The organism is Dyella sp. ASV21, assembly GCF_016428975.1.
GTDB lineage: Bacteria > Pseudomonadota > Gammaproteobacteria > Xanthomonadales > Rhodanobacteraceae > Dyella.
This window is the reverse complement of the sequence record NZ_JAELTT010000036.1, coordinates 26,310-42,399: the sequence shown is the minus strand read 5'-3', so window position 1 is coordinate 42,399 and position 16,090 is coordinate 26,310. Positions and strand designations below refer to the sequence as shown.

Annotated in this window: 8 protein-coding genes; 2 read left to right on the top strand and 6 right to left on the bottom strand. The window is 55.2% G+C overall.

Features of this window, described 5'->3' with window-relative positions; all coding sequences use genetic code 11:
• Window positions 1-817 precede the first annotated feature (817 nt).
• Genes JHD67_RS13200 through JHD67_RS13190 form a run of 3 tightly spaced genes read right to left on the bottom strand, consistent with a single transcriptional unit; the run spans window position 818 to window position 9,631 of the window.
• On the bottom strand, window positions 818-3,034 hold the full coding sequence (locus tag JHD67_RS13200) for a hypothetical protein (RefSeq protein ID WP_199099688.1): 2,217 nt from the start codon (window positions 3,032-3,034) through the stop codon (window positions 818-820).
• A 14-nt stretch (window positions 3,035-3,048) separates the two neighbouring features.
• Entirely contained in the window at window positions 3,049-7,251 is a 4,203-nt protein-coding gene (locus JHD67_RS22900; RefSeq protein WP_199099686.1) for a DEAD/DEAH box helicase, read from the bottom strand.
• Window positions 7,238-9,631, bottom strand: a complete 2,394-nt coding sequence (locus JHD67_RS13190; protein WP_199099685.1) for a hypothetical protein — start codon at window positions 9,629-9,631, stop codon at window positions 7,238-7,240. Before JHD67_RS13190 ends, JHD67_RS22900 begins: the two co-directional genes overlap by 14 nt.
• A gap of 167 nt (window positions 9,632-9,798) precedes the next feature.
• Between JHD67_RS13190 and JHD67_RS13185 the strand changes: the two genes are divergently transcribed.
• The gene (locus tag JHD67_RS13185) at window positions 9,799-9,975 is read left to right on the top strand and encodes a hypothetical protein (RefSeq protein ID WP_199099683.1); all 177 of its coding nucleotides are present in this window, start codon (window positions 9,799-9,801) and stop codon (window positions 9,973-9,975) included.
• A 24-nt stretch (window positions 9,976-9,999) separates the two neighbouring features.
• On the opposite strand, the gene JHD67_RS13180 is transcribed toward JHD67_RS13185, so the two are convergent.
• On the bottom strand, window positions 10,000-11,535 hold the full coding sequence (locus tag JHD67_RS13180; protein ID WP_199099682.1) for an N-6 DNA methylase: 1,536 nt from the start codon (window positions 11,533-11,535) through the stop codon (window positions 10,000-10,002).
• Between the two features lie 856 nt (window positions 11,536-12,391).
• Window positions 12,392-13,285, bottom strand: coding sequence for an Abi family protein (locus JHD67_RS13175; protein WP_343214358.1), 894 nt, complete (start codon window positions 13,283-13,285; stop codon window positions 12,392-12,394).
• Window positions 13,286-14,321: 1,036 nt separating this feature from the next.
• On the opposite strand from JHD67_RS13175, the gene JHD67_RS13170 reads away from it, so the two are divergent.
• Window positions 14,322-15,374 (top strand): hypothetical protein, encoded by a 1,053-nt coding sequence (locus tag JHD67_RS13170; RefSeq protein ID WP_199099680.1) that lies wholly within the window; start codon window positions 14,322-14,324, stop codon window positions 15,372-15,374.
• A 26-nt stretch (window positions 15,375-15,400) separates the two neighbouring features.
• On the opposite strand, the gene JHD67_RS13165 is transcribed toward JHD67_RS13170, so the two are convergent.
• On the bottom strand, window positions 15,401-15,757 hold the full coding sequence (locus tag JHD67_RS13165) for a DUF1428 domain-containing protein (protein ID WP_199099679.1): 357 nt from the start codon (window positions 15,755-15,757) through the stop codon (window positions 15,401-15,403).
• Window positions 15,758-16,090: the final 333 nt, after the last annotated feature.

Sequence of the window (16,090 nt, the reverse complement as noted above, 5' to 3'; positions counted from 1 at the left end):
CGACTCCACGCGCTTCAGCGCGTCCATGATCTGGCTGTCCGTAAATCTCGACTTCTTCATTCTGTAGAATCCTCTCAACGAGAAAATTCTACTTCTGATCCCGAGGGTTCTGCGGGGGGACTACCCGTCCTCCACCTGCTTTTGCGATTGAGTAATTGAATACTCGGATCCCTTCTTCTTTCAGCCAGCGCGATATTAGGTCAAATCCGACGGGATAGTCTTTTCGCGCCGGCTCTTCCAAGCTTCGAAGAATTAGTGTGCGATCTATCCCGGGCGAGGTGTACGAAAGTAGCTCTCGCAGCCAGGTGGCACCAACATTGTCCAAGAATGGCGTCATGACGACCACGCGCCGAAGAGCAGATTGAACCATGCCATGAAAGGCATGCTCTGTAGGATCAAGGTTGGCCACTCGCCAGCCCAAGTCTGACAGTTTCTGTTCCAAGACACTGGGTCTTGGGGGTTTTGTGAGAACCACCTGCGCCACGGTGGCATCTCTGTGAACCGCGGAGCGATAATGTTCGATGGAATACAAGGCTAGGGCGAGGCGTGGGAATAGCGTCTTCGCGTTGCCACACGCTCGAAAGCCGGATTGCTCTTTACTAATCAGTCCGAGGCTAACTGCCCGAACCAAAAGCTTTTCAGTCGCACCCTCGTCAGTGAGGCTAAGTTGCGCTGCGTCCACGAGTGATCGAGGAGATTGCACCGAGGCAATTGGTAGATCGGACCAGGTATCGAGAATCGAGGCAGCAAGTCCAGCTTGGTCAGCCAGACCTGCGACGATAGTTTGCTCAAAGGCAGTCAGTTTCTGCGTCGACATTCAGGGAGTCGAGGGCTTGATGGTATCCAGGAAACCGCGAATCGGCGAACTGCGTTTGTCGAGGCGCGGCTTGCCACCGATAGATCTCAGAACAGATCGCGAGAGAAGCTTGTTGCTAGCAATGCATGAAGTTTCCGGCATCATCAAGCAGTCTGGGCATGCGCCGCCCCGCTCGGTGCATAGGGAGCCCGTGCCGCAAAGAGTCGCTTTGGAACTCAGCATGGCCGTTAGCATTGAAGAGCCGGCGTTGCGCCAGAGCGCAGAAAGATTACCAAGGTCCATGGTTGTTCCATTCCGGTAGACGACAAATGCCAGATCGGCCGGGAATATGTACTCACCTAACGATCCTAAGTCCAAGCCGGAGTACTCCGACATATGCTTCATTAGCAGATGCGAGTAGCTATGAAGCAGCGTGTAAAGGTACAGGTAGACAGGCGGGGCCGCGGACTCGGGCAAATTGTCTAAGAACGAACTCATTGGCTGCGCCGAACTGAGCAGTCCGGCCCCAATTCTCTCGCCAGCGTTCAAGTCGAACATGTCGGGGCAATCTAGATCTCGCAGCCATTCGAGAACAAGTTCTTCCTTGAGGCGAACATAGATGGCCTCGTTGCCCTGTTGTACGACATACACAGGATATCGCGTGCTGTCATTCTGCCTAACTGGAGGAAACAAGTTTAGACGGACCGGCATGTCCATGCCGCGCTTGTCTCGAAGAATGGGCGCGGATTCCATGCGAGAGTAGCCAAAGCTAAAGCGGCATAGATCGAACTCTCGTATGAGGCCCATATCCTCCAAGCCGAGCTTATCCAAAAGGGAGCGAGTAGCGTCCTGCACCTCGCCGGTCTTGTCCTTATCTTCCGGTGCTAAGTCTTCATCTAGCCTGGTAAAGGATACGTAGGGTTTCTTACCGTTCGTCCTTGTTTCAACATCGAGACGTGTGCTTTTAAGTGCGGCGTGCTCAATGGCAAGGCGAAAGGGGTCGAACTTAGACGCAAACTTGGATTGTCTTTCCCGAATGTTCGATACGACCGCTATCGGGAGATCAATCTTTGGCAAAAGAATCTGCCTTTGGCGAAGGTCATCGACAATGCGTTGCCGGTTATTGTATGCAGTATCAAGGAGTCCCCTCATTGCTGCGCGTAGAGACTCGGGCATGGCGTCGATTTGCAGCTCGATCGTCTGAATTGCGTTACCGGCGGCCAAGTAGTCCAAGAGATCCTTGGTGCATTCGGGTTTTCCGTCGCATGCCCTCCTTACGTCATCCTCGGTAATTGGCTGAGATGCAAAACCGTATAGCCTAGCTATAACGTCCTTCAGCTCAGCATCACGGCCTGGGCGAAGTCGTGTTAGAAGTTGCTGGCTTCCGTCTTTAAAATCGATAAAGAGGTCTGACTTCACGTAGTACGCGCTCGACGCCCGATAGGGGGTCGCCTGCATACGGACTTCGGTCAGTCGGTCGGATTTCATCGCAGGTCCGATGATGCGCAGAGTGTCTCGGTCGTTCTGTAGCCACTTGGGCGATAGCGGCTTGTCGCAGGCGGCACATTCGAAGAACCAGTCACCAATTCCCGCTGAGCGACGATTTAGCCGGAACTGAGAGCTTCCGCAAACGCAGCTGTCATATCGCTTTACGACCTTGGCATCGCGGTCACTCCAGTACCATTGGCCAGGAAATGCAGCTTCCCAGTGGCCCGACCAATGCACGAAGATGACATCCAGCTGCTCCCAGTCACAAACGCTTTTCCTTTTTGGATTGCGGCAGTGGTCGGGCGTCAAGTACTTCAGGTCATCGTCAAGCCTAGCTAATGACTCATAGTCTTGAAACAATCCACAGGTCCTGCACACGAACGTTAGTGGCGCCGGCGTGTACTCCATGTGGGATGGCCGGCAAAGGTAGAAGCGATCTCCGCCGGGAAGCTGAAATTCTGTTCTGGAGGGATCCAGGAGTGCCTGATCGACACACTGGCCAGGGAGAATGCGCGGCTTGGTTGGGTCGCCATCTCTTGCTGACAAGGCGACGTTGAACCAGGCTCGACCGAGTTCGTTTATCCGCTCAAAGATCAAGTCTATAGTCGGCTCTGAGAGCTGTATGGTTTCGCCAGCAGCTGATCGGGCAATGCAGGCACCCATTCCTCCCTCGAAGGTGAAAAAGCTTTCCGGTGCATACGCGGTCGCCAGCTGGTTGCGGGACCGGTTCATCGATTTTGCCTTGGCCACTCTAATTGTCTCCGTCAGCTACGAGCTTCGGTGGCATTGTCCGTCGAGTCGATGTCAGCCCCTGAGCCACGCCGTATGAAGGTCATTGCTCGTGCAGTCACCCCATCTTTTACGAGCTTGTAAGAAACATCCAAGCGCGACTCATGGATCAGCCCAGGCTGATCTACGTCGCGTAGCGATGTCATCGGACGGAGGAGGCTGTTACGGGCACCGAAGAACCTAACCAGCGGGGTTGAGTTGACCAGCCGCTCGACATCAAGATCCTGCTGGTAGTGTGTTAGTTGCCCTTTCAGCATTGATCGATAGTAATTCTTGCCCTCAGGAGAGGGCGAGAATGATAGACCGAGCGCCTTCTCCATAAACGCCTCAGTGGCTTTCATGTTGGCCGGCAAGGCTAAGAAGTCGCGTACTTCGGCTGCCATGGAATACGTGTAGCTATTTCGCTTCTTGTCGTCATCAGCTGCGCACAGGAGCTCGATGGCGTTTATGCCGCAAACGAACTCTTGGAAAAAGCTCGGCATTACGCGAATGTGGGCATTCTCCGCCCAACGATCAACTGCTGCTGGCAGAATCATTCGCTCGAGGAACCGGTGGAAGATGTCATGAATTTCGAGAACAAATCGATCTCGATATCGTTGAGGAACTGGGACCAGCAACGAAAAGCCAACATGGGTGCGACCCACACGTGATGAAGCTTGGACGTACTCAGCGATGTCGGACGGGATGCCCGCGAAAAACATCGCATTGAACTCTTCAACGTCAACACCGTGAGATATGGCGGACGTGGCAATAACCGACCGCAGGGTCTCGTTTAGCTCGGGAAATGGCTCTTTGGTTCCAACGCGGGTTTCGGCGCGTCGGACTATGTCCTGAATGTCTGCAGCTGAAACCGCTCCGGAGATGAGCTCAGAGTTCAGTACATGATCCGGGTATCCCTGGTCACGGTGAAGCTTCTCGAATTGTACTCTTTCGGTGTCAATAACCTGGTCGCCACCCTTTTTGTTGGTGACGTAAGTCAGGGCGATGCGGTGCAGGTTCACCAATGTAAGAAGCGTTGCAGCATTAGCAGCGGTCAGGAGCCGAGCGAATTGATTCTCCAACGGGCCAGGTGATACCCAGCGGACCAATTCTTCGCGCGCGGCTTCTTCCTTGGCTGCATCTCCGCTACGAAGGGACTCATAGAGCGCCGTGAGCATGAGATGGTAGTGCCCAAGGACCGACGCCATCGCTACTGTGTGGCGGTGTCCATTGGTCAGAATGGACGCGTAAACGCGCGCCCAGTGACTCCGCAGTTCCACGTCGTCGACCGCAATGGCGGCCCGCTCTGCGTCTTCAGGGGCGTCGTTTGGCTGAAGAGGAGTTGCGTAGAACGAATCGTAAAGAGTTGGCCCCGGGTACGGAAACTGCACTGTGTTGTCGCGCTGATAGAGGTTGCGCATTTGCCTCTGTGGTTCGCTAACAGTGGCAGATGCTGCGATAACCTTGATCTTTCTGCGCGCCGTTGAGTTTGGCTCAAACGCCAATTTGCCCTTTAGCAGGGGGGCAAGTTGATCGAAACCTGCTTCAAGGGCGGATTCGAACAGTCCAGAGAACGTACCGAGCGACTCATCAAGGAGATGTGCTTCGTCCTGAATAAGTAAGGCTGGGAAAGGATCAAAGAATCGAATGTCCCCAGAAGAATAGGACGGAAACAAGGGGGCAGTGCCATTGCCAGGATGGCCATCCCAGTCCTTAAATTTCATCGGCACATACAGTCGATCGCTCGCTATCTTAACTAGCGGGGCAAAACCGAACATCGCGAAGAATCGTCGGATAGTACCCTGCGACTGGCCGATGGCTGCGAGTTTATCGACCGTACCAAGAAGAACTGATGGGGCTAGTTCATAAATGTCCTCGTCAACAATGTAGAAGGGCAATGGGGTCGGCTTGGTGAACCGAGCGTTCCACGAGCAAATTTCCTTGGGTGAAGAACAATAGTGACCCATTGCATTGGACCCACTACCGGAATGTCGTCGCAGAGCGAGCAAATTGCCATTCCTGCTTCCACAGAACGGGCAGGACGATAGCTTCAGCCAACGCTCTCGAGCACTCTTGTAGGGCTGGATTTCTAATTGCTTGGATTCCTCGCTTGGAAGGACCTCGTTATCGCAAGGGACCTCGTCGTATCCTTCATCCGAGTGCCAATTGGGCGTATTGCTTCCGCCCACCCAGAATCCCAATGAAAACGGGTTGCCGGGGTGCCCCCGCGAGTGCCGAACCTCCTCGGCAGCACCCATTGTGGTGAAGGTTCGGCGTGCCTGTTGAAGCGTTAGCAAGCGCAGCGGGTAGCGCATCAACGCCGTCACGCCTCTGTCCTTACCCCTAAGGCGGTCAAGGAAGAGTACGTATACAAGAAGACCAAGGAATGCCTCAGACTTGCCGCCGCCGGTCGAGAAATACAGCAGTGTCACGGCATTGGCGTTCTTAGCAACCTCAGGCGTATAAAAGTCGTGGAACTCCGGAATGCGCGTAGCGAATGCAGGAATGGACGCGAGGATAAATGCGAGCTGGAATAGCCGCCAGTCTTTATAGCCCTTCGACCTGGCCACTTTGGCCATGGCGGTATTCATCGATATCCACGCCTCGAACGGGATTCCAAGCGAAGACTTCTGCGGGCCAGGTCCACTCCAACTTGCGCGGGATTTCTCGAGGATTTCCAAGCCGCAGCGAATGGCTGCTAACTCCCGACGCCACGCCGCGAGATCAAGATGGAGCTTCTCGCGTTCTGCTGCGATTTGTTCGGCGGCATTGGGACCCCCTACCCCATGATCCACCGGGTGCTGCTCAACTTCCGTAAGCCATGCTTCGTAGGCCGCAATGAGTGGCCACAGACCATTCAAGCAATCCGGATGCGATAACTTTTCGATATCGCATTGGATCGCGCCGTCGGTCGGCCGGATTCTGGGAAGCACATAGCGGGGTGCCCAATTAGTCTTGAGTCGGTGTAGCGAGCCCTCGGTGGTGAGGGTGACGCCACCGTTGAACCCTAATGCTGGATACTTCAAATATTGGTTATAGCGATAGGACGGTTTGACGCGATCGAGATGCAGGAATTTGTGATCGGCAGATGGCACATCTACGACAACAGAAACCTGAAAAAGTGAAGGCTCAAGTTCCTTAAAGTTGGCCTTTGTCAGCGGTGTCGTCCAGTTCTCTAATGCCACATGGATGGTCGTGCGGTCTTTGTCGATTGGATCTTGCGCAGCCTGAACAACCCAGCGCAGCTCAATCTTTGGTATGACAACTGGAAGGTTGGAGGTGCGTACCCTATCCAGGTAGTTCTTCCAGTCACGGACGTCAGACGGCAGCACTCGGGTCCGGCGGTATCCCCAAGTCTTTCCGCCCGTACTGGGATCTGTACTCGCTGCCCAATCTGAAAGCTGCTTATTGATGGCTTCGTTTAAGGCATCGGTTGCTCTTTTGGCGTCGTCTTCTGCCGTCATCGGCGTGAAGTCGAACGAAGGGAGAGCGAGCTCGATGCGCAACCATTTCGGTGGAGGTGGGATGTCTTCCGCCAACCTGTCCGGTGTGCTTAGCTCCGCGGTGATCTCCTGAATTGGACGTACTTCGCTCTCGTCCGCCTCTTCCAAACTCGCTTCTTCTACACCTTCGGCCTCGGTGCCTTCGCGCTCCGACGCACGATCGAGCCGGTTGTCGAAGGGTAGTCCCATTGACTCGTAGGCGGCCCTGCGAGCCTCATAACTCCTCATTGCCCAGTCCGGATGGGATTTGCCGCCAGGCAGCGCTGCAATGAGCTCGGTTAGTGCGTCCTTCACCTTGCTGCGGACAGTGGCGCGTGCCTCTCTGGTTAACGGAAAAGTCGCCTCCAGACGGCCTCCAGGTCCAACCTCTTCCTCAGTAGGTAGGATGCGGACATATACCGCGCCGGTTAGCGATACCCCAAGCGAAGCGTCCTTGGCGGCCGCCCGAATCTGGAAATCCATACCATGCGCGCTTATGCGAATTGGATCCGCTTCCTCGTCGCCGCCGCGTTCTTCTGCGGGCATCGGTACGATGAATTCTGACATCAGCGTGGCGCTGGGTTTTGCCCCGTAAATTACCTCATAAAAACTGCCGCGGCCGGCGAGTCGTGCGGACAGATTATTAAGCAAGCTATCAACCACCGCCTCTTTGTAGGCAGGGTGAATGCCGTGCGAGTTCTCACTAAGAATGGACACTTGTCTTTCCCTTTGGATGCGAAGGTGGTTCCACGCGTTCCACTCTATAGACGCAACGCAGCGCTTCCTGCTGGAGCTCTTGAATGACGTCCTTTGGCACCTTGCGATAGGCGACAGCGCTCTCTGGCTGGAAGAGGATTTCGGCGTATCGAGCTACTAGCTCGCGGCCAAGGTACTGATTTAGGCGTCGCGCGCTGCGGACAAAGGTCCAATGCTGCTCGGCTTCCTCGTCACCGATACCCAACGCTCGACAAAAGACCTTGAAGTAGCTTGAGTCTTTCGCCGCGTGGGGTCGCGTATCATCTTTGGCCTGTAAGGCGAGCCAGTAGTAAACACGGCCAAGTCTGCAGCTTTCAGCCCTTGCGTCGAGCTCGATCATCTTCGCGTGAATGTCGCGCGCGAGGGCAGACCGCCTCTTGGCGCCAAACAGTAGCGCACAACGCCTTTGGACATCGTCGTGATACAACTTGAGCAGCATACGTACTGGATCGACGATTGAGTTCACCCCGGCGCTATTCAGCTGGAGAGACGATTCCACCTTGGCACGAAGCTCGTCACTCATCTCGAAGACGAAATCACCAGGTTGAATAGTGCTCGCCAACGAACGCCTGAAGGGCGGATCTTCGTCGGGTAGGTAGCGATAGACCCATGAATAGGCGTACGTTCTTCCGCCGCCTTCCAAATCAAACTTGTAATCCGCTTGCTGGTCGCTCTGTCCATTGCTCTGAACGCCATCAAGCTTAAAGGTCATCGACATTTCGCGAAGCTTGCCGATATCAATTGGATTGGGGACCTCGGATAGTCGTTGTTCAAGTTGCTGAGCAAGCAGTCCGATGCGCCCTCTATAAGCTTTGAACGCTTCGATCTCCTTCATGGACTTCAGCGTCTTGAGGGAAGATTCGGCCTGCTGATAAGCGACCAGGATAGTCGTTCCGTGTGGAACATTTGAATTTGTAACTAGGATGCGAAGAACGTCCGCATTTATGCCGACAAAGGCAAAGTGTCTACCATTCTGTTGATCAGCTGGGATTCTGTTGATTGTTGCTAGCGTATGCCATTCCATATGCGGCTCTACTGCATCCCAATCATTCGCTAACTTGCGCTGAAGGAAGCGTCGGGCTAGCAACACATACTTATTGCTTGGAAGAACAAGAGCAAATGATTGACGGCGGCTCGTCGAATGCTTTTTAACCTCGACTAGCAAGCGCGACGCCAAGGGAGTTGCATCGCTCCAGTCATCAATTAGCTTTTCGGCACGTTTAATGACGTCTTCCACCTTGGGGCGGACGCTGTTCAACGATCCGGACGCTAGCGCCGTTTGAAGCGCCAATTTCACTGCCGTCCAAGAATTATGGTTGCTGAGTTTGTCGAATCCTTCCTCCGTCGCTGCGGCGCTCAGATCCGTATATCCAGCAGGCATGTTGGATAGGCGAAGTATGTACATACAGGCCTGCAACAGCGCTTTATGAGCAGGATCATCTTCGCTTCCGGCGAAAGCCGTGAGTCGCTGAAATGCGAGCGCAACTTGAGAAGCATCGCGATCAACAATGCACACGCTGAAGTTTGAGTTGCTTCGTTGAGCGGGCTCCCAGTCGGACGGAACTGGTTGGGCCGAAAGCAGTGCCTCTTGTGCTTCCGCTGCCCATACCTTCGTTGAAAAATCCAGTTTTGAGTCAGCCATCCTGGCGCGAAGGATGAAAAATGTCTTCGGGTCATCGGTAACGATGACAGCACCGGCTTCGTCCATGCCAAACTTTCTTGCGGCGAGGAGGAAATCGGGGATATGCATGGAAGCGCTGTAATCAGAGCGGGCTGATGCGTCGGTGGCATCTAGAAGAAGTACTTCAGGGCGCCCCTGAGCACCTAGCGCATTAAGCGAAGTGCGCCATGTTGCTCGCTTCGCCGCATGATGCATAACAAGTAGCGCTCCCGGAGCCTTTGCGGGTACGCCCCATTCCATGTTCACCTTTTCTCGAAGGTGACGTCGAATTGCCAAATTCTTGACTTTCGATAGCGTTCGTTCGAGGGGATTGGCTGCGGCCGCTTCCCAGGACTGATTACTCCGGCTAAAGACAAAGGTGGGAATCAGTTCTGCCAACGATGGATCTGATATTTGTTGGTTGTGCTGATCCAGGTCGTTGAGTGCGGACAGGGCCGCGAGAAATGCTGGAGATGAAGTGTGCGTTTCCAGTTCGTGCGAAGCGTTGCCACCCATGACCCAAAGGCTGCAGAAGAGCTTGTTGAGATCCCTTCGATCGGCGAGAACGCTATGAAGGGGTGTGCGGCAGGCGTAGTTGCCTGGATAGAGCAGGGTTCTTAGGCCCCGCAGATCCTTTGCAAATACTCGCTCGATATTTGATAGCGCATGAAGTAGCGGCAAACCCGCAAGCTTGGCAGGCCAAGCGAGGCAAAGGGTAATACCACCATGGTCCGCAGCAGTAAGCAGCGTGTTAACCAGGTCTCTTGCCCATGGCTGTAGCGTAACGGGCTCACTCGAGGTACGCGCTTTGTACCGTATTGAAGCATCACCTGATCGAGCATGTGCCCATGGCCGATCTGGTCGAACCGGTTGATCCGGCACGTCACGCGGAGATATCGCAGGTGGCTTACATTTCGGCGCTCGTTCTTTTGGCCCTGTCGAGCGCAACGATATTTCTTGCACACGCTCACTGGTCTTGTTTCGGGCCTTGGCTCGATCCGATTGGCGTTCCGCTAGAGATCTGAATTTGGCCATTGCAAGCACTCAGCTTAGTTGGCGGGGCCTGACACGTCAGATAGGTTGAAGGCACGCTTCACGGCTTCTTCCATAGTTACCCTCTCAGCGAGGGCATCTTTAACAGCCTGTGGATCTGGCAGCGACAACTGATTCAGTTCAAATGCTGAGACATTGGTAGCGCCTGAGATGCAACGAAAATTCCGGTCCACTACATATGTGCTGAGCAAGCTCGCCAGTTTGGTGGGCGAGAGAAGAGGCTTATCGCTCTTGGCCTCGACTATGACGACATGGTTCTCGCCGATAAACCCTCCGTGCCTCCTGTAGACCTCAGGCGACACAGCAGCAGCAACTAGGCGTCGCGGCTGATCATTCGACGTGACACGCTGTATCACGACACACGGTGACGACACTACGGAGGTGTGCTTTTTGTCGCCCATGTCTACAAATCGGTGCTCACCATCACGGGCTGATATGGAATCCAGTTGAACGGCCTTTCCTGGAACGATATCTCTCGACCAAAGCAATGGCATGGCAGTACGGGCCTTGGCTTTTCGCACTTCCTGTTGTGTCTCGTATTTCGGGCGTTTGTCTCGATTCCAAACGTAAGCGCCAATTCGGACTCTGTATCCATAGTGAGACAGTCGAAAAGCTGTCGCTGATGCGGCTTTAAGTAAGGGCACGTCAGTGGTTGCACGCGGAACTGGCCAAACCGCTCCGTTGCTTGGCAATAGGCACTTTCCTACGTTCCTGTACTGGCCGGAACTTGACACCACTGAAACACTAGTCTGCAACCGAGCTTTCTCAGAGCGCCGGCGCAGAACTGTCATGGCTGTTTCTTGCTCAACATCAATAAATATGCCCTGTCTGTCACTGACCACTCCGATGTGCTCAATCACCGAATTTCCAATGAGAAACTTTCGTAGGCTCGTGAAGTGCTGGCCGGATAGAAAGCTCGTCGGCGTGACTAACGCCGCATGGCCACCGACTCGGAGAAGTCGCACACAAAGGGCGATGAACAAGCAATAGAGGTTCGGCTGACCTTCAATGACTTCAGCATATGTGCCTCGCAAAGGTTCCAGCTCCGCGGCTTTCATCTTGCGATAGGGGGGGTTGCATACAACGACGTCAATTTTTCCCAAACATGCACGAAGTCCGCTTAGCGAATCAGTCCGGCGAACTCGGAAAGACGGGGAGTAGCCCGTCTTCTGGATATCGTCGTGAAGTGCCATGCATAGGAAGAGCTTGGAAAGCTCACAAAGCGTGGCGTCGAGATCAGTTCCCGAAAGGTGTTTTTCTATATGTCTGAGTACCCTTAACGGCTTGAATCCGCGCTCCTTTAGGGCGGCACGCATCCTCAGGGCTATGGGGGCTAGAAACGCGGCACCACCGCACGCTGGGTCCATGAAGGACTGGCGGCCAAAATCCACCCCTTGTGCATCCAGGTCGTTAAGGAGACCTTCCGTTAGCGATGCGGGTGTAAAGAACATCGCTAACTCCTTCTGATAGCCCTGGGTAGTCAACAGAGCGTACGAGGAGCTAAGCCAGTATGTGGCGTCGAGAAAACTCATGCCGCGTAAGATCGCTACAAATTCTGCAGCCTCTGATTCGGCGGCGAGTTCTTTGGAGTAGCGAAGGGCCGGCTTTCGGAGTGCAGGAAAGGCTGCTCTGCACCAAAGGTGCGAGAGTGTCCCTACAACGGTTGCAGCGTCGCAGTGATGTCGCTCGGCTACCTGACCGAGCGTGCGAATGCGTCGTGTGATTGAAACCTTGGAGAAGGGAGCTAGCGGTTTGTCGGGCACCGGTTTCCCCTACCCGAACACGATGCCCAAACCGTCGATGCTAGGTACCGGAGAAGGGCGAGGCCCCCATGGTCGTCAAGTGCCTTGGATGTTGGCGCGTACCGGTTTGGGCGGATGATTTGGGAACTAGCGGTGACAGGCCGTTGAGCTCGGAGCTTGATTCTGGGCGGCGCAGCGCATTGGGGGAGTTCGTCACCCGCCGTAACCCTATCCAGGGGTGCGCACCGGGCTTCAGCTTCCCTGACCTCGGAAACGGTTGGTTTGGCCATTTAGGTTCCTTCCCCTGGGGCACTTAAGTAGCAGGCCGTTTCGATAGAATAACCGCGGTTCTACGGTGGTGACACCCCCTATTGTTGGGTGGCTTGACCCTGGTCCGAGCCCGGGCACGCTCCGCTGTCACGGGACTCTAGGACCTCGATCTCAAGGCAACTGTATTGAGCCCAATCGGCCCATGGAGGTCGTAGGTATGGCTAGGGCAGTGAGGGGTGCAAATTTCTTGGGTCCGGGGTTGCGGGTAGCGTCTTTCTGCCCAGTATGGGTGCTTCGCCCCGTTTCATTGCCCGTGTCACTGCTCGCTACGATGAGAATCTGTTGCTCAGGTACTGGCCCTTGAGCCGCATATGAATCAGTGCCACAGGGGATGGAATTCCCAATTTGCAGGCGCCCCGATGCGCTGTAAATTACTTTGATCAGCTAGCAGCGGGCGAAGGATCGCGTTGACACTTCCCCGCCACCTGTCTACATCAATAGCGGTGTGAGATAGCAGTGCGTGCAAAACACACAGCATAAAGAATGATCGATCATTCGGGATCAGATGCGGCATGTTCTGCCAACTACCTGACCGTGGCCGCTTCGGTCGTACACCGAAGACGCGGTTCCACAAGCGTCCGTGGTGCGCACAAATGTTGCGTACGACTGCCACTGCGTGAATCCAGCTCTCAAACGTTACGTCCGCGAGGCCGAAGTGTGATGCGACGTTCCACTTGTCCTTGCCGTGCATGGCTTTTACGAGCTTAGATAGCGCGCCAAGCGACATGACTTCGGAAGCCATCCATATCGGTAGATCTGGGTAGCCGTCATACTTCCTTCGATAATGATCGATGAAGGTCTCGCGAGCTCGAGTCACCTCGTAACGCACGCCGTCGAGCCAGTTCGCGTGCCAAGCCTGCGTTTCGTTAAGGTTGAGGTGGTCGCAATGGGCAAACGCGCCATATGCGTGAGCCAACTCGTACGTGACAGCCGTACGTACGGCGACTTCAATGTGACCGATGGCTTCCAGCATAAGATGCCGCAATGCCTGATCAAACTGATAATACTCGACTGCTTTGCCGAACGTAGAATCGGCCTCGAAATGATCGCTGCCTGGCGTCCTTAGGGGAAACAGGTATCCCATGAGGCGGTAGTAGCCCACTCGGCGTAAGTACTGCGTCGCGAGCTCCGGGTTATCTATGACTAGCCCGCGCTGCGTCATGAGCGCAATTTGGTCGGCGAAGGTAAGCGCGCCTTTCGTATATTGCACGGTGCCTCCTTGCAATAGGCAAAAAAAACCCGCCAAATTGCGCTTTTCGACGGTGTTCTGTCGCAGAGGCGTGGCGGGTGTGTTAGGGAAATCCTAACACCGACCCCGGTTTTTGCAAGGTTTTTCGTTCGTAGGGGGCGTCTGGGTTCAGCATCGTGAGGTCTCCCCCCTCCCTGGCGGGCGTCATATGGCCAATTAAACTGGGGGAAGCACACGAGATCTGGTAGCTACGGCCTTCGTGTCAGCTGGCATGGGGCCCGCACCGCCCCTCGTCAGGGTGGCAATTCGACCGAGAAAACGGCCCTTCGCGCGCGAGCTATCGTCTCAGCCTCTGAATGCAAAGGAGCGAAAATCTATCCTTTAACCGGGGCGAAAAATTGGCCTTTAGCGAACACCCATGTGGCTGAAAGCATAAGTTGGCCGTTTTGGCCAACTTATGATTGAACGTAACGCATTGTTTGGCCGCGTGTAGCCGCGAGCATGAGCCCTCGCGCCCGGTGAAATCGCCAATTCACCGCGCCGCTTTTAACGTGTCCAATCGACGCTATCGGCCACATCGGAATCTGAACGACATGATGCTAGGTGTCCGGTGGCTTACCACCCTCTTGTCACCCTCCGGCAGAGGCAACAGACGCTAGATTTTGAGTCCGTCGATCTAGCCCAGTAACTCGCACGCTGTCTTCAAACGAATGGTCCAGACGAGAGATCGTAACCTCCGGTGGCTCCTGCTCCTCATCTAGGCAGGAACGGCTGTTGGGACATTTGCCCTGAATAATCTTCCTGTCAGGGCCACTCGGAGGGGGTCAGACCAATGGCACATCCACCGTACCCGGCTGACAGTTAGCCTCCGTTTTTTGCTATGCGTAGGATGTCGATGCTTCTTCGAAACCTTCTCCCCCTAGCATGTCTCACTCTTACTGCATCCATGAGTGTTGCGGTGCGCGCCGTCGATACCGCTACCTCTGCGCCTACCCGTGTCATCATCTTGGGAGTCGATCACGCCGCTCAGTTGGTTGCGCGTGGGGATCAGCCCGCTATGCTGGACGCATTTCTTGATCGTGCGAAGCCAGATGCCATCTGTGTAGAGAGGGCGCCAGAGGCATTTGCACGCAACGACTTCTACGAGTTCACCTACGAAGTCCAAGGCGTCGTAGTGCCCTATGCGCGACGCAACGATGTGGATCTGTGCCCGATCGATTGGACTCCTTCGCGCGATGATGAGCTACTTGGTTTCGGGCTGGATCTGGAAACGCCTCCCGAGCTGCGCCCAAGGCAAGGCTTTCAGCAGTTTCTGACTTTTCCTGATGCAAAAAAACTAGAGCGTCGTCTGTACGACGCCGACGATCGAGCCAACCTCAGCAAAGTCGACCAGTGGGCCACGCAAGCCGCACCTAAGGCAGTCAATGATCTGCCTCGCCGACTGTATCTGTATCGAACTTACATGCAGGCCAAGCGGGTGGCCCAGGCAGCACATGCGCGCCAGGGCGCCACCTTGGTGGTGGTCGTTGGCGAGTTCCATAAGCATGATATTGAAGCCATCCTGGCGGACGACAATACGATACGGATCGTCCAGCCATCCACGCTTGGTGTACCACACGAAGCCGAAGTCGAGCAGCACAATCGCCGCGAGTATCGGCTGGCTGTAGCCAATTTCAACCTGCTTGGTGAACAGGCGAGCACGGGCAATCTGGATATTCCTTGGCTACGGGTTCTGATCAACCAGTTGTCCCTTGAGGACGATAGCGCAGAGGTACAACTTCTCGCGACCCGGCTTGATCTGCTGGAACATCGCATCGATGCCACGGAGGCGATTGCGCGTTACAGCCGTATCGCTGCCGGCGATAGTGCTCACGCTTTTACGTGGAATGGCGTGCAGGATCGTAGCCGAGTCGACTCTTACTTCGATCCCTTCGGCAACCTCAATGTGCGTCAGCGTGCTTGGCTTGAATCGGCACGGGAATCGTATCGACTGGGTGACACCGCGGCCGGCGATTTGCTACTGCCGCGAATCAGCGAAGGATTGAGTCCGCGCAAGGCCGCGCAGCTGCATGCTTACTGGCAACGCGAGCTACTGATCAAACGCGGCTAGGCATGGCGGCTAGAATCCGCACCTACCTAGCCTGGCAGACTGACCACTGGCACGAAGCCGCCGAAGATCATGCGCTTTCCATCGAAAGGCATGGCGCTGGCAGCATCCATGCGCGGATCTTTCATCACTTTCTGCATGCCGGCATCGCGGGTGGCCTTGTCGGGCCATTCAATCCAGGAGAACACCACCGATTCGTCTTGCTTTGCCTGCACGGCACGGCGGAAATCGGTGAGCTTGCCGTCGGGCACGTCGTCACCCCAGCACTCCACCACGCGGATGGCGCCGAACTCCAGGAAAATGGTGTCGAAAGTACGGGCGTATCCGATGAATTGCTCGCGGTTGGCATGTGGTACGGCGATCACGAAGCCATCGATGTAGGACATGGCAGTTTCCTTGGGGAAAGGGCGACCGCCATGGTCGCCTTCATGCATGCGACGAACGAGCAGGCGCGGGATCGACACAGGCCCGCTCATCGCTCCGGTGCCGCAGGAAAGCGCAACGGACGCTTCTTTGGCGTGAAGGCATGCCTCACAGCGACATGTCTTACTACCGGTTACCCGCCGACCTTGATCACGACCTTTCAGCTGCGTTTGCCTTGATGGCCAAGCTAGATGCGGCCGTGGGCCTATACCCAGCGCTCCAAAGGCACGAACAACGCACCGATTTCATGGAGCAAAGGGCGCGGTATGAACCAGGACGAGTCGCACTGGTCAAGG